Source organism: Mesorhizobium wenxiniae (assembly GCF_002284535.1).
Lineage (GTDB): Bacteria > Pseudomonadota > Alphaproteobacteria > Rhizobiales > Rhizobiaceae > Mesorhizobium > Mesorhizobium wenxiniae.
Genome location: NZ_NPKH01000020.1, coordinates 1132366 through 1148885 on the forward strand (window position 1 = coordinate 1132366; position 16520 = coordinate 1148885).

The 16520-nt window shown below is 60.2% G+C and carries 22 protein-coding genes and 3 pseudogenes; 7 read left to right on the forward strand and 18 right to left on the reverse strand.

Annotation, left to right across the window (positions count from 1 at the left end):
- Window positions 1-21: 21 nt before the first annotated feature.
- Window positions 22-450 carry a VOC family protein gene (locus CIT31_RS15920; protein WP_095519285.1) on the reverse strand — a complete coding sequence of 143 codons (429 nt, stop codon included), beginning with the start codon at window positions 448-450 and terminating at the stop codon, window positions 22-24.
- Between the two features lie 514 nt (window positions 451-964).
- Between CIT31_RS15920 and CIT31_RS15925 the strand changes: the two genes are divergently transcribed.
- Window positions 965-1201 (forward strand): hypothetical protein, encoded by a 237-nt coding sequence (locus CIT31_RS15925; protein ID WP_095519286.1) that lies wholly within the window; start codon window positions 965-967, stop codon window positions 1199-1201.
- Window positions 1202-1700: 499 nt separating this feature from the next.
- Here CIT31_RS15925 and CIT31_RS34650 read toward each other — a convergent pair whose 3' ends face one another.
- The 3 genes from CIT31_RS34650 to CIT31_RS35890 all read right to left on the reverse strand — a co-directional run bounded on the left by CIT31_RS34650 (window position 1701) and on the right by CIT31_RS35890 (window position 3097).
- Entirely contained in the window at window positions 1701-2000 is a 300-nt protein-coding gene (locus tag CIT31_RS34650) for a hypothetical protein (RefSeq protein WP_206073369.1), read from the reverse strand.
- Between the two features lie 333 nt (window positions 2001-2333).
- Complete coding sequence (locus tag CIT31_RS35885; protein WP_342586931.1) at window positions 2334-2486, reverse strand: recombinase family protein; 153 nt, start codon at window positions 2484-2486, stop codon at window positions 2334-2336.
- 170 nt (window positions 2487-2656) lie between these two features.
- On the reverse strand, window positions 2657-3097 hold the full coding sequence (locus CIT31_RS35890) for a recombinase family protein (protein WP_342586932.1): 441 nt from the start codon (window positions 3095-3097) through the stop codon (window positions 2657-2659).
- A gap of 181 nt (window positions 3098-3278) precedes the next feature.
- Here CIT31_RS35890 and CIT31_RS15945 point away from each other — a divergent pair, with 181 nt between their 5' ends.
- A complete protein-coding gene (locus CIT31_RS15945; protein WP_095519288.1) occupies window positions 3279-5186 on the forward strand; it encodes an adenylate/guanylate cyclase domain-containing protein in 1908 nt (635 codons plus the stop codon).
- Here the strand turns inward: CIT31_RS15945 and CIT31_RS15950 are convergent.
- From CIT31_RS15950 to CIT31_RS33840, 5 genes are all read right to left on the reverse strand, one after another.
- Window positions 5137-5661, reverse strand: coding sequence for an NAD(P)H-dependent flavin oxidoreductase (locus CIT31_RS15950; protein WP_165778451.1), 525 nt, complete (start codon window positions 5659-5661; stop codon window positions 5137-5139). The two genes, CIT31_RS15945 and CIT31_RS15950, sit on opposite strands and share 50 nt — an antisense overlap.
- A gap of 139 nt (window positions 5662-5800) precedes the next feature.
- Window positions 5801-6157, reverse strand: coding sequence for a hypothetical protein (locus CIT31_RS15955; protein ID WP_206073370.1), 357 nt, complete (start codon window positions 6155-6157; stop codon window positions 5801-5803).
- Window positions 6154-6588 carry a hypothetical protein gene (locus CIT31_RS15960; RefSeq protein ID WP_206073371.1) on the reverse strand — a complete coding sequence of 145 codons (435 nt, stop codon included), beginning with the start codon at window positions 6586-6588 and terminating at the stop codon, window positions 6154-6156. Before CIT31_RS15960 ends, CIT31_RS15955 begins: the two co-directional genes overlap by 4 nt.
- Window positions 6589-7143: 555 nt before the next feature.
- Window positions 7144-7497: a c-type cytochrome gene (locus CIT31_RS15965; RefSeq protein ID WP_236372076.1), complete on the reverse strand. Its 354-nt coding sequence runs from the start codon at window positions 7495-7497 to the stop codon at window positions 7144-7146.
- A gap of 528 nt (window positions 7498-8025) precedes the next feature.
- Window positions 8026-8427: a hypothetical protein gene (locus CIT31_RS33840; protein WP_133116161.1), complete on the reverse strand. Its 402-nt coding sequence runs from the start codon at window positions 8425-8427 to the stop codon at window positions 8026-8028.
- Window positions 8428-8614: 187 nt separating this feature from the next.
- Here CIT31_RS33840 and CIT31_RS33845 point away from each other — a divergent pair, with 187 nt between their 5' ends.
- The gene (locus tag CIT31_RS33845; protein WP_133116162.1) at window positions 8615-8818 is read left to right on the forward strand and encodes a recombinase family protein; all 204 of its coding nucleotides are present in this window, start codon (window positions 8615-8617) and stop codon (window positions 8816-8818) included.
- Between the two features lie 184 nt (window positions 8819-9002).
- On the opposite strand, the gene CIT31_RS15975 is transcribed toward CIT31_RS33845, so the two are convergent.
- The 3 genes from CIT31_RS15975 to CIT31_RS35175 form a co-directional block, all read right to left on the reverse strand.
- Complete coding sequence (locus tag CIT31_RS15975; protein ID WP_342586933.1) at window positions 9003-10151, reverse strand: extracellular catalytic domain type 1 short-chain-length polyhydroxyalkanoate depolymerase; 1149 nt, start codon at window positions 10149-10151, stop codon at window positions 9003-9005.
- 242 nt (window positions 10152-10393) lie between these two features.
- Window positions 10394-10645, reverse strand: a complete 252-nt coding sequence (locus CIT31_RS15985; RefSeq protein WP_095519294.1) for a hypothetical protein — start codon at window positions 10643-10645, stop codon at window positions 10394-10396.
- A gap of 170 nt (window positions 10646-10815) precedes the next feature.
- On the reverse strand, window positions 10816-11034 hold the full coding sequence (locus tag CIT31_RS35175) for a hypothetical protein (protein ID WP_245316277.1): 219 nt from the start codon (window positions 11032-11034) through the stop codon (window positions 10816-10818).
- Window positions 11035-11549: 515 nt separating this feature from the next.
- On the opposite strand from CIT31_RS35175, the gene CIT31_RS15990 reads away from it, so the two are divergent.
- From CIT31_RS15990 to CIT31_RS15995, 3 genes and pseudogenes are all read left to right on the forward strand, one after another.
- Window positions 11550-11774 carry a hypothetical protein gene (locus CIT31_RS15990; protein WP_095519295.1) on the forward strand — a complete coding sequence of 75 codons (225 nt, stop codon included), beginning with the start codon at window positions 11550-11552 and terminating at the stop codon, window positions 11772-11774.
- Between the two features lie 458 nt (window positions 11775-12232).
- Window positions 12233-12430 (forward strand): annotated as a pseudogene (locus tag CIT31_RS36065) (DUF6894 family protein); the annotation flags it as partial.
- Between the two features lie 28 nt (window positions 12431-12458).
- On the forward strand, window positions 12459-12647 hold the full coding sequence (locus CIT31_RS15995) for a hypothetical protein (RefSeq protein WP_095519296.1): 189 nt from the start codon (window positions 12459-12461) through the stop codon (window positions 12645-12647).
- Window positions 12648-12933: 286 nt separating this feature from the next.
- On the opposite strand, the pseudogene CIT31_RS16005 reads toward CIT31_RS15995, so the two are convergent.
- From CIT31_RS16005 to CIT31_RS16035, 6 genes and pseudogenes are all read right to left on the reverse strand, one after another.
- Window positions 12934-13587 (reverse strand): annotated as a pseudogene (locus CIT31_RS16005) (ATP-dependent DNA ligase); the annotation flags it as partial.
- Window positions 13588-13632: 45 nt separating this feature from the next.
- Window positions 13633-13779: a hypothetical protein gene (locus tag CIT31_RS35180; protein ID WP_245316280.1), complete on the reverse strand. Its 147-nt coding sequence runs from the start codon at window positions 13777-13779 to the stop codon at window positions 13633-13635.
- A 283-nt stretch (window positions 13780-14062) separates the two neighbouring features.
- The gene (locus tag CIT31_RS16015) at window positions 14063-14263 is read right to left on the reverse strand and encodes a hypothetical protein (protein WP_095519299.1); all 201 of its coding nucleotides are present in this window, start codon (window positions 14261-14263) and stop codon (window positions 14063-14065) included.
- 76 nt (window positions 14264-14339) lie between these two features.
- Window positions 14340-14639 carry a DUF1236 domain-containing protein gene (locus CIT31_RS16020; protein WP_095519300.1) on the reverse strand — a complete coding sequence of 100 codons (300 nt, stop codon included), beginning with the start codon at window positions 14637-14639 and terminating at the stop codon, window positions 14340-14342.
- Window positions 14640-15131: 492 nt separating this feature from the next.
- A complete protein-coding gene (locus CIT31_RS36070) occupies window positions 15132-15416 on the reverse strand; it encodes a DUF982 domain-containing protein (protein WP_095519302.1) in 285 nt (94 codons plus the stop codon).
- 138 nt (window positions 15417-15554) lie between these two features.
- The gene (locus tag CIT31_RS16035) at window positions 15555-15794 is read right to left on the reverse strand and encodes a hypothetical protein (RefSeq protein WP_095519303.1); all 240 of its coding nucleotides are present in this window, start codon (window positions 15792-15794) and stop codon (window positions 15555-15557) included.
- A gap of 293 nt (window positions 15795-16087) precedes the next feature.
- On the opposite strand from CIT31_RS16035, the pseudogene CIT31_RS16045 reads away from it, so the two are divergent.
- Window positions 16088-16454, forward strand: a pseudogene (locus CIT31_RS16045) (low affinity iron permease family protein).
- Window positions 16455-16520: the final 66 nt, after the last annotated feature.

Consider the following 16520-nt stretch of genomic DNA (forward strand, 5'->3'; position numbering starts at 1 on the left):
TGGGAACGCGGCCTCGTCTGCCTACGCTGTCCGCGACCCGAGCATCTCGACGTAGTGCGGATTGTACATGATACCCAATACGTTGCCGAACGGATCGACCACCGAGGCGGTGACGAAGTCGCTCTCGCGCTTGGTGATCGGATCGTACTCCGTGGCGCCCATGGCCTTGAGCCGAGCGAACGCCGCCTCGATGTCGTCGACGTGCCACAGCAGTGTGGCGCCGCCCGGACCGGGCTGCATCGTTGCTGGTGCGTAGCGGCGGTCGATGATGCCGAACTCGTCCTCGTCGTCGCCGATTCGGAACTCGACATAGGCGGGGTTATCCGCATCGGGCCGCTGGAAGTACGCCTCGACGCCGAACAGCTCCGCGTACCAGTCGCGCGCCGCGGCCACGTCGTCGGCCCAGAAGTTCACCGTGGCCATGCCACGCAAAAAGTGCTTGTTGCTCATTGTCGTAACCCTTTCCTTGATTGCGATCGGACGGCCAAATGATGCGCGATAGTGTAAAGCCCGTATTTCAAAAACCCGCAGACGGCTACGAACCCCATGGGCGCCTCGATCCGGCCGGTTTCGACCGCCAAGGAGCGCGGTGTTCCGAACCTCATCGGGGAAGCGGGTAGCAAGGCCTGCTACTGACTCATCTTAATTGCGCGTCTTAGGCGGGTGTAGTGACTTTGGAGGCGAGGCAGCCTCCAAACCTGGCGCTTTCCGGGTGGATCTGACAGGCAAGCTCGCGGGTGTCGGTCATCAGGCGCCCGTTGGGCGGCAGCTTGCTGGATGATCTGCTCCCAGCGGTCGGTCCGCATCCGGCCCCGTCCAGAAGAGCCGAAAGCGGTTTCACTTAGATGGAAAGGGAAGGGCCTGCTGGACCGGCCCAAGGTATCAAGGATCCGTTCTGCGGGCAAAATGCTCGTAGGTGATTTGCCACAGATCGTTTGCCGGACGATCTTCCCTCGCCGATCCAATGGAAGCTGTCGGCCGCGATCTCGGTGAAACGCCACCGCGCTTTGAGGCCGCGCGAGTCCTCGCCGATCTGGCCAATGTCCTTACCCTCGGCTCGTCCAATCTGGCGCGAGTAGTCCTGGTTGAGCGGGTCGTTCCAGATGATGTGCCACCCCCGATGTCGGGATCGAAGATACGCAAGGTCGTGCCATACATGGTGGACGGCGCAGGGCGTCTGGGCCTGATCCAGATATCCTGAATGGCGCGACCTTCCAGCACCCAGCCGAAATGGATTTCTCCGGTGGATTCCTCGGTCGTGCCGTCATCGAGATGACGTGTCCATTTCCCAGCTTCCGATCAGCCACCCGTACAGGTGCATGTCTTTCGCCCGGTCGGCTGGCGGAGCGTTGGATCCGAGAGCGGCGAGAAACGGCGATATCGTCATAGTCAAAGACCTTTTGTTCTTCAGCAATCGTGGGAGAAGTTCAGCACGGCCCTCCTGACAGGGAGCCGTCAGGAGATCGGGCCAAACGTCGGGCTGGGCACGTCAGCCGAAGGGCGGCTAACCGCTGAACTCACCCTGATTGCAGACAGTCCGCTTCCGGCCCCAATGCTGACGTCCAGTGACCAATCGAAGTTGACACTCGTCAGACGCCTGCTCGCGAGATGAAGCTTCATCGATGTCAAGACTTTCCCGGCTTTGAGGTGAGCCTCCGCCCCGATCAGCAACGCCACCGTTCAGCGGTCCTGAGAGCCAATCAGGCACTCCTGACGGACTTCCATCGCGTCAGCCGCTCCGCAATGAGCGCCGCACGTTTTCGATCGTCGCGGCCGTCTATAGGGCTCATGTCGTCCGGGTCGGCGCGCCAATAGATACCGGATGTCCGCGCGTTCACGTTGGGATCTCCATCCGCGCGCGTGGTCCAGTATCCGGAGGCGCGGTCAGCGGATTCCAGCCGGACTTCGCCTGTTTCGTCCAACTGCGGCGCGTTCGCATCCAACGGCCGCTCACCCTTCCAGTAGTAGAAGAGGCCGGAAGAGCCTTCCCGCTCCTTCACCGCCTCGCTCCAATATCTTGCCGAGAGGCCTTCCGTCCTCTCGCCATGCGCGGCCCATCAGTTCGAGAGCGCAGTTGCGGTCGCGCGAAATCTTCAACAGGCCGAGGACGGAAGGCTCCTTTGCGGTGCGCTCCGTCAAGGAAAACTGCCACCATGAGCCCTCGATGCGTGCAACGCGACCTTCGTTCTCGATTGCTTTTCGGATTTTTTGGTTGGCGATTCGGACGGCGTCATCTCGCCAGGATATCGTACGCATGTGAGGCCCAGGAGGTCGCTCGGAAGCTTCGCGCCGCTTGTATGAAGGGTTGGCGCCGTCATGCGGAACGAAGCTGCCTAGCGGTCTAGTTCCCGGACATTCCGAGCCAATAGGTTTCTAACGTTCGAGACCTGCCAACGCCCGCCTCTGGCGGTTCGAATACCGCGGTCGTTCAAGGCAATTGCAATCCCTCTGAGGCTGGACACGCCGGAGCGCTGAACCGCCCGCACGGTTGGAAGTACCTTCTCGGCGAAGCGCTCGGCTTCCCTGATTGAAATTTCTCGACCCTTGGCGGCAGCTTCAGCAGTGTTGCTCGGGTTACCAAGCCTGGTCCCACTCTGTTTGCGTGAGCGAGGGCGGCTTTGGTGCGCTCCGAGATCAATCGACGCTCCTTCTCGGCTTAAGCGGCGTAAAGGTGCAGCATAAACGGGTCGGCGTCAGCGCCGAGTTCGGCGACGATGAACGGAACGCGCTGGACCATCAGTCCGGCAATGAAGGCGACATCACGAGAGAGGCGATCGAGCTTGGCCACGACCACCGGGCATTTTGTCTGGCGGGCAAGGGCGAGGGCAGCTGTCAATTGCGGCCGTCGATCAAGAGCATCCGCGCCCTTTCCGGTTTCGATCTCGGTGAACTCCTGGAGGATGATCATCCCCTCGGCCTCGGCAAAGCGGGCGACCGCGGCACGCTGGGCCTCGATGCCCAAGCCCGAGCGTCCTTGCCGCTGTGTGGAGACTCGATAGTAGGCGACCGCGCTCGTCATGCTGCTAATTCCCAGGGTGTTCAAACTGCAAACCACCGTTTGCAGTTTGCTCACACGGTGGAATAAGGCAAGTTGCATCAGTTACTTGCCTTTGTTTCTTGCTGCTCGATTACATCCAGAGCGAGCGGCTCTGACCTTGGTACGCGGGCGCCGTTCCAGCGCATTGGTGATCAACCGAGTCAAACCACTGGCATCCTCGTCAGTTGGCAGGTTCTGGTGTACAGTTAAGACTGGCGCACTCACCGCAGGGGCGCATTCCATGGCTGTACCACTTCTCGACCGGAAGCTGCTGGCGATCCTGGCAGCGGATGTGGTCGGCTATTCAAAAGCGATGGAGGCCGACGAGGCCGGCGTCATCGAGCGGCTCAGGAGCATTCGCGCCGAGTTAACCGATCCGGCCATCACGCGCCATCACGGCCGTATTGTCAAACTGATGGGCGATGGCGCGTTGGTCGCCTTCGACAGCGTGGTCGACGCGGTGGTTTGTGCGGCCGAAATCCAGAAGGGCGTGGCCGCGCGCAACGCCGGTCTGCCAGAGCCGGAGCGCATCGTGTTCCGTATCGGGATCAATCTCGGCGATGTGGCGCTGGTGGATGGCGATGTCTATGGCGACAGCGTCAATGTCGCGGCGCGGCTGGAGCAACTAGCTGAGCCAGGCGGGGTCATGGTATCGGGCACGGCCTACGATCATTTGCAGGGCAAGCTCGATCTCCCCCTCGATTTCGCCGGCGAGCAGCAGGTCAAGAACATCGGCCGGCCGGTGCGCGTGTATCGGTTGAGGCTCGACGGCAAGCGGACGCGCCGACCGCTGCTCGCAAGAATGCCGAGCCGGGGGAGGGCCGCCGGCCTGGCGATCGTACTCGCGGCTCTCGCAGGCGGCGGGGCCTGGTGGTTCCTCAAGCCCACGCCGGTAGGAGCAAAACCATCGGTGGCGGTGCTGCCCTTCAACAATTACGGCGGGGACGAAGCCACCGGGCGGCTGGCCGACGGGCTGACCGAGGACATCATCACCGATCTCGCGCGGTTCCCGGAATTCGAGGTCGTCGCCCGCAATTCGACGGAGGTTTACAAGGGCAAGCCGGTGGATGCGCGTGAGGTCGCGAAAGCCCTTCATGTCGGCTACGTACTGGAAGGCTCGATCCAGCGCCAAAGCGGGCGGGTGCGGATCACCGCGCAGCTGATCGACGCGGCTTCGGGCAATCATCTTTGGTCGGAGCGCTGGGACCGGCCGGATGAAGACGTGTTCGCCGTCCAGACCGAGATATCCGAGCAGGTCACCAACCGGCTCGGCGGCGGCGCGGGGCTGATTCAGGAAGCCGGACGCATCGCCGCCAAACGCAAGCGGCCGGAAAACCTGAACGCCTATGAATATTATCTGCTCGGCACCGAGAAGCTTGAGCAGATCAACAAGGCGGATCTTGAGGAGGCCATCAAGCTGCTCACGCGCGCCGTTGAGTTGGATCCCGGGCTCGCCCGCGCCTGGATCGAGCTTTATCATTCTCACAGCATCTTGGGGAGCTTCGGCGTCAATCCCGAGAGCGAGAGGAAGGCGGCGATTGAAGCGGCCGAGCACGCCGTCAAGCTCGATCCGAGCGACGCCGAGGCGCACGCCGTGGTTGGCATGAGCTTCGGCGAGAGGGGCGACTTGGCGCGCGCCAAGGCCGAGATGGACACCGCCTTGCGAATGGCGCCGGGTTCAGCTGAAATCCTGACCTTCTATATCAGCTGGGCGTCAACCTTCGGCGAGCCTGAACGCGGTGTGGAACTGATCGAGCAAGTGATCCGGCTCGATCCGAACTACCCGTTGTGGGCGTCCGGCCCCTTTTCCTATGCCTACTACATGGCCGGTCGCTATCAGGATGCGCTGAAGATGCTGGAGCGCATGAGCCCGGACACGTACAACCTGATGAGATGGTCGATGCGATGCGGTTCGATCGCCGCCCTCCGCCGGACGGACGACGTGAAAGCCTGTGTCGCGGAAGCGCTCAAGCGCTTCCCGGACTTGACCATCGAAGCCATGGCCAACGAGCCGGGCTACAGCGAGGCTGAACATCAGCGCTTTATCGAGACCATGCGGCTCGCAGGCTTTCCGCCCTGCGCCGAGCCCGAGGCGCTGGCTAAAATCGCGAAACCGGTGCGGCTGCCGGAATGTGACAACGCGCAGTGATCGGACCAACAGGGTGTCCATGGCGAAGCTGCTTCAAATACCCGGCGTGCTGATCATCGCTATCGGAGCGCTGTTTTTTCTGGGGGTGGGAGTCTCCTCCCTCCGATTCAGCAATACGGGCCTCCTCTGCCGAACGCACCGTCTGCATCAATAGGGCGCCTGCGGCCTTTGCCCGTGGTGCAAGGGTCGACGGATCGCCCCAGAACATCGAGATGATGCGGACGCCTTCCTCGAGGCAGGCATCGAGCCGAGCGTCTGGATCCAGATCTAATCGCAGGTTGATGGCAAACGGCTTTGAAGTTAGCGACTTCATGTCTCGCATACGGCTGCGTAGCGCCCCGAGGTCAGCGAGCCAGAGCGCAATCGTGCCGAGGCCACCGGCCTCGCTAACGGCGGCCGCGAGAGGCGGCCCGGCCGGCGCGCCCACAGGGGCAATTATCGGCGCGAGGACAATAGGCACCTCGATGCCCAGCAAATCGCACAGCGGCTTCGATCACTTCCTCAGGTCTTGGGACCGTAGCGCTTCGCAGGATCGACAGGAACTTCGGTATTTTCCGGGTGATCGAAAAAGGCGTAATGAGCGGACCAGCCGCCCGACGAGCCGGGCGTGCCACCTACAGGAGCTTCATATCTTCATAGGTGGTGACGAAGGTCACTGATGTGTCCAGTTTTCCTTCTACCTCATGGATGGAGGTCTCCTTCCAGCGCGCCCTGGTTTTCAGCCAGAAGATCGCTGCAGTGACGGCCTCACGTCCTTCACCGGTGGCCTTGCGGTAGAGGCTTTCGGCGACCCGTGCGTTGGCCTTGATGGCGCCGCTCTCGAGCTCATGGGCGTAGGTCGCCTTGAGGTCCTGCTCGTCTGTGGCGAGCACGCAGGCGATGTCGGCCGTGCTAAGCCCGAAGCCGGCCAGCGCCTCCACCCTGGAGCTCAGTGGCCGGTTTTCCAGAGGAGTTTCGATATCGGGGCTCATTTGTCCGCGTCCCAGAGGGTGACGGGAAGGTTTGCTGGCTGCCTGCCGGCAGGAGTCTTGCCCAAACTTGCAGGATCCGGGGCGCGAAGGATGATGCGGCGGATCTCTTGCACCTGTTCGATCGGCTTGCCGTCCAGGCCTGAGTGCTCGTTGACCGAGGTCTCCTTCCAGCGGCCGCGTGCCTTGAGCCAGAAGATGGCGGCGATGACCGCTTCACGACCTTCGCCCGTTGCCTTGCGGAAGAGGTTCTCCGCCACCTTGGCATTAGCCTTGGTGTGGCCAAAGGCCAGTTCGTGTTTATAGTGCTTGCGCAGCGTCTTCGCATCGATATCGAGCATCCCGGCAATGTCCGCCTCCGGAACACCATAGCCTGCCAGCGCCTCTACCTGACGGCGATGAAAAGCATCGGGCTGATGGCTGGGGCGGGCCATCAGCCTGCCTCACCGGATGCCACACTCGCCGCCTGGCATGCCTTGGCCTCGCCTTCCCGGCAATCATGCTCCTGGAGGCCAATTCCCGACGACGGGCGATTTTAGGCCAGCGGAGTGTCGGTCGAGGGGCGGTGCTCAGAATTGACCTCCAGGAGGCATTTTCTGGTGTAGGGATGGCGGCCGGCTCTGAACGGCCAGAGGGGACAGGTCACGGCCTCGCAGAGCTTCACCTCAGCCAGTTGCTGGCCTGAGCAGTCCAGGCACTTCCGTCGGATCGCCTCGACCGGGCTCATCGGCTTATGGCCGGCATGGCCGGCAGCATCGCGAGTCGGCGGCCAAACCCGGGCAAGTCCGCGGAGAGGCGGTAACGCTATCCATTGATGTGAGATCAACAGATTTCCGAGGGCAGAGACACACGGACCATCTGCCCATGAAGTGTGCTGAGCAACGTGACTTCCTTAGCAGCTTGCCCGAAATGCACTAAACCCCGCATCTGTGTTCAGGCCTTCCTCAGCCCCACCCAGCACCGCCGCCAAGGCCCATGACGAGCTTGCCCTAGCCGCCGGTCTTCATGAACTCAATGATCGTCTTGCGCAGTGCGGCGTCGGTGATGCCGGCATAGGGCTTCATGGTGTTGCCGCTCACCACCTCATCGGGGTTGGCGATAAACTTGTCGAGATTGGTCTCGTCCCAGACGATGTCGGACTGCTCCATCGACTCTGAATAATTGTAGTCCGGCAGCGTCCCTGCCGTGCGGCCGACCACGCCGGCGAGGCTCGGGCCTTGCCGGTTGTCACCCTCCACCATCGTATGGCAAGTGCGGCAACTGTTGTTGAATGCCATCTCACCGTCCTCCTGCGCAACGGCCTGCCCGGCGACCGTGCATCCCACGAGCGTAAGGGCGAACATTCGACTGTCCATACCAGTCCTCCGAAACTCGGGCTTCAAACGGCAACGCCTCGTGGCCGAAGTGGTTCCGGCGTTGTGCCAACGCCATCCTCGCCGTTAGCTGACCGGCAAAAGTCCACCAGAGAGGGCCGTTGTGGCTGTTCCAGTTTGGGCCGTGAGCGGACCGTCCGCAGTCGGGACCAATCTATCGGAGAGCGCCATTACGGAAGGATGTTCAGTTTGGAGCTAGCAAGCGACAAAACGGGAGACACGACTTCTTCAAAGCGTCTCGAAATGGGTCGATGGATAGCGGTCGGCGAAGTTCACGTGCATGGCTTGGAGCATGTGCATGACAGCGTTGCTTGCGCACTCAACTAGGACGCTGATCTACTCGAACCCTGCCTCGTCCAGCAGCGTGCCTTCCCTGAACCGCGGTGGGAACAGGGTGGTGAAGGGCTTGCCCTTCGTCCCTGTCATGCATCACTACGGGCAGCGCGTACTCGACGCTTCCGACGTCGCTGTGGGCGAAGAGCTTGTTCCGCATATCCATCAGGTCGTCATGCAGGGCCCTGACGAGAGCTTAATCCCAAGGGCGCGGTAGGAGAGCCGCGGGAAGCCGCCGACGGACTCGGAGAAGGGGCGGCAGTAGGAGACCCCGAGCATCGTCTCGTAGCACTGGAACCGCCGCAGCTCCGCTAGGCCGTACTTCTGTTCGAAGTCGACGCCCTGGCGGATGAAAGTAATAGCGCTGCGTGCGTGGGCGGAATCTCGAAGCGAGAGGAGCAGCCTCTGGAAGAGCGCGTGGTCCTTCAATCGTTCCGGCGGGAGCCTAGAAGGGTCAGGCGGCGGGAAGCATTGGATGCCGCCGTAGCCCGAGTCCTTTCCCGTCTCGACCCAGTAGAACCAGTCGTCCGGGAAGCCGTAAGGACGCGGCTGCGCACGTTCCTCCAAGATCCCGCCCTCCGCCAAATTCCGGGAACGTAGCGGCAACCGAGCCGAATCACAAACGCCGCTTTGGCCGAGAAGGAGCGTCGATTGATCTCGGGAGCGCACCAAAGCCGCCCTCGCCTCACGCAGGACGAGTATAAAGCTCGGCAATCCGACCAACACCGCAGAAGCTGCGGCGAAGGGTCGGAAGATGTCGATCGAAGAAGCCGACCGGTTTGCCCAGACCGTGCTGCCAATCATCGCGTCCATTCAACGTTCTGGCATCGCCAGTCTGCGTGGCTTGGCAATCGCCTTGAACAATCGCGGCGTTCGCACAGCGCGCGGTGGCCGGTGGCAGGTCTCGAACGTGCGCAACATCTTGGCGCGGCAATCTCCTGCGAACTTGCTTTTATAGGCGGGATTTTGACCTTGGGATCGGTTACGTGCGGCGAAAACGGAACGGCTATCAATCCAATCCCGCAGATGTGAATGGTTCGGCTTGGTNGACCTTGGGATCGGTTACGTGCGGCGAAAACGGAACGGCTATCAATCCAATCCCGCAGATGTGAATGGTTCGGCTTGGTAAGAGATCTTGCCCTCTATGCGCCGGCTCTCGTTCTTGGGACCTTTGCGACAAGTCGCTTTCGAGCCAGGAAAAATCGTATCATCTCGCGCGAAGCGTCCGGCCCAGCGGGATCGGTGTGCGACCCGGCCGGGCTGCCGCCCGACCACGCATGACCGCTGCCGTGCACTGTCCAGTCCTCCAGCAACACGTCTCTCAACCCGTGCCCATACACGGTGCGTGTAAACTCCCGCCCACCGCTGGACCGCCCCCTCTGGGTGCGGCTCGTTAGCGAACGCGGGCTGGATCGCAATAGGTGGGATAGGAAGCCGCTCGCGTTGGATGGATGGACGACACGATCTTGATCGCCGTGGAATACGATGCAAGGTGGGGGTCTGGCGGTTTTGGTGACACCAGCGGCTCCGGGGCCGTTGCGCATCGCGGACAGTGCGCCGCGTAAGGTTCGAACCTCTCCAACGGCAAGTCCAGAATGGACTCCAGCTGCAATGTAAAGGTCTGGGTAAGCCGCCGCGATGATTGCGGCGGCAGCCCCTCCAGCCGAGATGCCTGCAATATAGACGCGTGTCGAATTAGCTTTGCTAGTCGAAATAATGTGTGCGGTCAGGGCGGCGATGATAGCCGGTTCGCCACTGCCTCGCTTTTGGTCGAGTGGGCTATGCCAGTTCCAGCAGCGGCCGAGGTTTGCGGATGTTGATTGCTGCGGATAGAGCACCAGAAAGCCACGCTCGTCGGCAAGTTTGTTCATGTCAGTACCGACCGCGAAGTCTGCGGCCGATTGCCCACATCCATGGAGCATGACTACTAGCGGCAACCGACGCCGACTCGACCCCGTAGGCGTGTACAACTTATAGGCCAGTTTGCCATGGGGGCTACTAAACAATCCGTCGACGAACGTTCCCGGCTCTGGCCGGGTTGGACGGAGCGTCGATCTCGACACTTTGCGCCTAAGCGGCTTAGCGCGAGTTTTTGCGCCCTTTGTCTTTGGTTCGGGTGGCTGCCATATGCGTTGCAGAAGGAGGATAGCGGAAGCCTGTCTTTTTCTCGACCTCTTGGACGTCCTCAACAGCGTCTTAAACGGATTAATCACAGGCGCATCCAGCAGACGAGGTGCCCTCCCGGGCCACAACGTTCCCGGGCGCATCTCACGACAAGTTCGCGAAGGCATTTCGGTTCCCGGTGCTGCCTAGTCGACCTCAATAATCTCTCGTGGCTGGTTTTTTGGCGGCAGTTCGACGACGTTTAATCGGAGCCGGCTTCTGGACGGATGCTTCCGCAGAAAGGCGCTGCTCTCGCAGCCGCGCTGACTTGGCATTACGATCTTGACGCTCTGCCTCGATTGTAAGTTTTGACTCGCGATCGGCTCGCTCCAACCTTTCTCTGTCGACGCGTCGTTGGGTCAAGAAAGCCTCAATCGGTTAGGTGACCCCATGAATTCCGAACCGGCAAAATGTTCCCAATGTCTGTTAGCTGCTCGGTTGACCGCGGCTCGCTCACCGCGGCTTCGTCAAGTTCCGCTTCCAGATGATCGCTTACAGGCTGAGTCCTGCCGCCGGTGATCGGCCCGTCATTAAAGCCCTGCAACCATGCCTCGGCGTATTCGTCCCAGAACTTCGGCACCGCACGCTCGTTGCCGTCCTTGCGAACCTGTGCGCCATACATCCACGCGCACGTTAATTGTCGAAGGCAACACGCGGATGCTGCCAGAAATTTTTCTGCAGATGGAAAATGACTCTGACCGAGCCGTAGGCATTGTCGCCGCGTCCGCAGTCGAGCAACGCCTCGAGGATCTTCTGCGATCTCGCTTCCCACAAACTAAATTGGCGTTGATGCTAGCGAACGAGCAATTCCGATCCGGCGCTCCGCTCGGAAGCTTCAGTGCCAAAATCGATCTGGCTTATCTCTTTGGCCATATCAGCGAGGAGGCACAGCATGACCTCTATGTCATGAAGGAAATTCGGAACAGGTTCGCTCACAGAATGAGCATCGACTCGTTTGAGCATGCGGAAATCAAATCGCGTTGTCAGAACTTGTCCTTGATCGACAAACATGTCGGCGAACTATCACCAGAAGACGCAGCGGCGACAGAACGCGGGGAATTCGTTCCGAAGCCAGACGATGTGACATCTCGGTTCGTTGGCGCGACTGAGAAACTAAAAATACCGCGCTGGCGATTCACAAACACTTTAGCTACCAGGGTCGGCATCATCGGAGGAATAAATTGTAGTCGGCCACCGGCACTCACTCGTTTTGGCACGAATTCGACTCCAGGCTCATCCGATTTGACGGCCAGGGGAACGGAACATGACCATTTTGCTAAATTAGCGATGATGCATAATTGGCCTATAATTCGCCCCAGCCGGCGACCGCCCCCCCAACCGCCCGCCGGTCAGACCCGGCGGCCGGCCGGTCAACCCGATTGGCTGTCGGGCCGCTCGAACTAACGCATGGCGCTGACTTCATGACCCGGATTAAAAGCGGGTCGATTGAATGTCGACTTTTGCCGTAAAGAGTTTCGGGCCGGAACGCTGCTCGTATCGAGGGTTGGGATGCAGGAGATGCAGGCGTGGCCAAGAAGCCGTCTATCGCCGAAATGTTGCGACTTACCTCTGACCAACTGAAGGGGATCCGGAAACGCGTCGCCAATGGCGGTCACGTGGACCGGATGCAAGAGGTCGATGCCCTGGTAGGCCTCGCCAAAGAAATGGCCGACCGGCAACTGGCCGGGTTAGAAAGCCCGGCAGATGAAAACGATGGCTCTGTGCAAGACGGTGACGATGCAAAGGACTGAGCGTCGTCGACCCCCTCCTGACATTCCGTGATCGCGGAATTACTTGCATCGCCAAGCTCGGTAGTATCAACGGCGGCGGACCCCAATCCGCCGGCCGGCGCCCTACGGCAATCTACCCCAACGCCCCCCCAAGCGGCGCCGGCCACCTTCCTTGGAGCGACTGTCAGCCGTTCAACAAATCATCCCCGGAACCGCTCGGTGATCCAATGGATCTTGCCGTCGATCTTCATCGGCTTGTGGATCATGAGGCGTTTGTGACCAGAAAAACAATCGTTGCCGCTATGGGAAATGATTTTACACGCAACAAAACGGGGTCAGTCCTTCATCCGAAGTCAGCAGGCCCGGCGCATAATCCGCACCGTAGCCGACGATACCTTTATCCTGTACGCTCTCTACTATTTTTTGCACAGTCGCCCCTCTTTTACTGAAACATTTCCTTGTGATCAGAGTTAAAGCCAATGCCGCGCTTTTACTTCGATTTCAAGGATCCCGACGATCCATACCCCGACGATCAGGGAACTGACCTGCCCGACGTCGAAACCGCTAAGGCAGAAGCCGCAAGGGCCCTAGCTGAGATCGTGAAAGATAAGATGCCGGACGGGATTCACCGCGAATTTGCGGTAAAGGTTCGCTCTGAGGCCGGTGAGCTACTGCTGAAGGCGACCTTCAAGTTTACAGCCCCTCATGAGCGACCAAGACGGCAACGAGGTTATTCGCAGCGCCTGGGCTGCCCTCAAACTGGTCCGCATGGCGATCGAACAGACGTGCCCCGCCGGCGTGCTGCCGAGCGAGGAAGCTGTGCTGTTGCTCTACGGCCCGGAGCCGGTCCATGAGGGCGAAGCACTAGCGAAGGCGAAACCGTCGAGCGGCTAGAGGGCCGCGACAGGGATCAGCCAGCTGCACCCGCGTCATGATGAACGATCGCGTCCAGGATCGTCTCATAGGCGCCGCCAAGGCTCTCGGGATCAGCAGCACGGAGATAGAGGAAGATACGTCGGCGAATAGTTTTTGGGTCAATTCGGCGACCGAGATCACATCCGCCACGACCGCCTCGGGCACGGTGTTCGCAAGCCATTGATGCAAAAAGTTTGTTCCGCGTGTGCTCATGGGCCTGATAAGTCGCACCGGATCAATTCGGTTCCATCGGCGCACGGCTATATTAGCTCTCGTCACTGAAGCCCAGCAGTGATGCATGGCGTATGTGGCTGTGGTCGCCGCGCAGATGCTTGATACGCAGCTTGACGCCATGCCCGACCCATTGCGTTGCCGGCCGTTTCTTCATGGCCTCTGGCGGCGGTCCGGCGTGTTCCTGGACCCGCTTCCACAACCGTTCCTTCATGTCGCGGCCCAGGGTGATGAAGGCCGTGCCGACATATTTCCCGCTGCCGGGGTCGGCCAGCAACGCCATCGCCGCCTTGCCTCGCTCGCGCTCGACGCCCAGCAGTTCGAATTCGTCGACCGTGAAGCTCTTCGTCTTCAGCCAGTTCGAGGTCGGGCCGCTGCGATATTTGCTGTCGGCGCGCTTCGAGACGATTCCCTCGATCCCGGCCTGGTCGACGAGGTAGAAGATCGACTTGGCGTCACCAGGCATGGCTTCGCTGAACTGGATCCGGCTGTCCGGCTTGATGATGCCGTAGAGAATTTCGCGGCGCGCCTTGCAGCCGATGTCGCGCAGATCGTGACCGGTGAGATGCAGGATGTCGAAGGCGCCGAGAACCATGGCGTAGGGGTCGTTGTGGACAGCTTTCTGCAACGCGCCGAAATCCGGCAGCCCGGCCTTGTTGGTGACGACCGCTTCGCCCTCTATGATCGCCTTCTCGACCTCAAGCTCCCTCGCTGCTCAACGAGCCCTTTATACTTACTCGTCCAGTCCGCCCCGGTTCTGGTGATGGCGCGGATATCGTCGGGGGCTATTGATGACGATTTGGGAGCGGTAGCCGTCGAGCTTGATCTCGTGAATCCAGTCTTCACCCTCGGGCGGCTTCGCGACCAGCTTGGGCGCCATCGGCGGAATGAACTCGAGCCGGCGGGCGTCTAGGCGGCGGGCTTATATTAGCCAGAGTGAACGGAACGTGATTTGGGCGTGGCCAAGTGCGCGTGCTTCTGGAAGATAGCGATCTTGTCGGGATAGGTAATCCGGATCTCGCGTCCGCATCCGTCGCACTTGTAATGGGAAACGACCTGAAACCAGCTGCCATTCTTGATGACGGTGAAGTTGCATTGTGGGCATTGGAAAGTCAGGCCAACAGAGAATAGGCTGGGAGACAGGGACATTGCAGCACTTCTTGTTAGGCCGGCGCCTCGACGACGAAGGACGCGGCAATCAAATCGTCGGCATCGATTCTGCCCTTGCCGTCCTCCAGGACTGCTGCGACCTTTCGAAAGGTCTTCAATTCGTTCTCGGTAATCCGGGCGCCGTGCATCCTCTCAGTGAGGTCAGCCACGCGCATTCGCAGCGCCTGCGACGCTCCAATCTCACGGTTCGACATAGTGATCACACTCCTCGTCGCTCGGACTTCCCGCCGCACCTTTCGGCACGGCGGGCTGTCCTCCCAGTCGCTTTGGTCATTCGATGATTTTGATGATCTTGCGCGTGCCTGGATCAACAAGAACGGTACGGTTGTCGACCACCACGTAACGATATTTGACGTCGGGTACTTCGCGAAGCTCGACCGTCTCGGGCAAGGTCGAGCCGATGTTGAGCTCCACTCCAGGGATCTTCACCGACGCGAGCGGCTGCTTCTTCACATACTCTCTGATGACCGTCTCCTGTTCAGGCTGGATGATCACGTCCTGAGCGGCGGCGGCGCCGATACCTGCCAGCAGCAGAAATCCCGCGGCGAAAGTTGAAAGATGCATTCTCATAATTGGCTCCTTGCGTGAGTTCTGTTGCGCTGAACGGCATCGTCTTCGCGCCAGCCCCACCCAACCTCCGGCAGCCGCAAACGTTCCTCGATTGGGCTTCGGTCTTTCTCAAAGTAGGACCTAAGTCTGACCTTGCTGTCGCAAAGGACGACGACGGGTGCAGCCCGGAACCGGACTGCCAGCCACTCGTTGCTCGCCATGTGCTCACAGGAGGAGACCATGGTGAATAGTGTCCAAGCTCGCTGGTTACTCGCTCCGGTGTTCGCCGTGTCGATCACGTTCCTGGCGATAGGAATCATCGTTACCTAGGAACCGGCCGGCCTTTGACGATTGGACCGAAGAACAACTGAGATCTGCGCAGCTAAGTCCCTTCCTGCGCTGATAAGCGACCACCCGCCATTCCTCGATTTGGCGGGTGGTCCGCAATCCGGCTGACCAAGTCCGCCCGGGCGAGGCCTGTCAGCGGTTCAAGGTCGCGAGGGCGGCATCACCTCACAGCAGATCTTCGGCAACCCCATCGAACTTCCTGAGGCCTACGCTTGGCGGCTTTTGCTTGAGAAGGCCCTGTTCAGATGCGGCCGCCTCGAAGGCAGCGAACGCAGCCTGGTGACTGCAATGTCCGGCCAGGCATTCCTCGACCATTCGGATTGCCTCAAGTCGGGACGGCTTGTCCATGAATGGCCATGGTTGCTGAAGCGCCGTCTCTGCATCAGGTATCGACGTAACCAGCATCGATCTGTGATTCAGGTAGATCGTAATCGGTATAAACGCCGGCATCTTTGTCGCTCTCCAGAATTGAAGTGGCTAAACGCGAAGACATGGCGGTGGTTGCATGAACGTGAATTCAGAGAGACCTGCGGGCGGAGCGTAATAGCGATCGGCAGATGAGACCGGCCCCATATCCTGCGCCCTCTCTCAGGTTGCCTTCTGCGAACGCTCGACCGCAAATGTCGGGGCGTCATCTCCCTCGCCGGCCTGGAGAAATTCGACGACGGCAGAATGAAGTCGCTCGGCGACGATCCTATTCATGGCCAGCTCGATCGTGCCGCTGTTGGTCTCCAGTTCGAGCAGTCCGATCAACGGCTCGGCCGATAACAGCGTCGTGTCGGCGGCGACAAGAATGGTGAATCCGGATTTGCTGGCTTGCGGTTTCATGGTGGCTCCATCGGGCTGGAAGTGCCGAATCAGGCTATTGCACCACACCTCAAGGGCGAACGAGACTGCCTCAATTCATGGATCGCGGACGGCGCCTTCGCCAAGATCCTTTCATCGGAACATGACAACTTCTCCTGGGCGGCCAAGCGTAACGAACTGAGACGCCAGCGAGAGGCCCGCCGAAAGCAGGCGGCATAGAGATCATTCAAGCCCGTCCGGCTCATAGCCCCCGGAGCATTGACGAACATGTAAAATCCGGCCCCAATCGTACTAGTTTGTTTGTGGGGATTCGCATGAACCGATTTCTCTTTGCGGTTGCCGACTTTCTGTCCCGGCCGCCTGGCTTCTATTTGATGATCGCCGCGATGGTTGCTTGCACGGCGATGGTTCCTTTCGGGCTAACAAACGTAGTCACCTATGCGCTTTCAGCAGCTGCGATTGTGATTACCGGTGTCGTCCTGATCCAGGGTTATCGCGACACTGCTGCTATTCATTGCAAAGCTTGATGAGATCATCGTTGCACTGCAGGAAACCAGGAACAATGTCGTCGGGCTAGAGCACGCCGAGCCCGAGGAGATCAAGGCCCATTTGGCGCGGCTTGAAATGGAAGCGGCGGAGGCCGATAGAAAAGCAGAGGAAGACGGGGCCTCTGCCGCCTGAGCGCCCATTGCAGTTGACGGCGGCCTAGTCCGACTAGGGCACGGTATCGCCAGCGGGAAGGGCAGA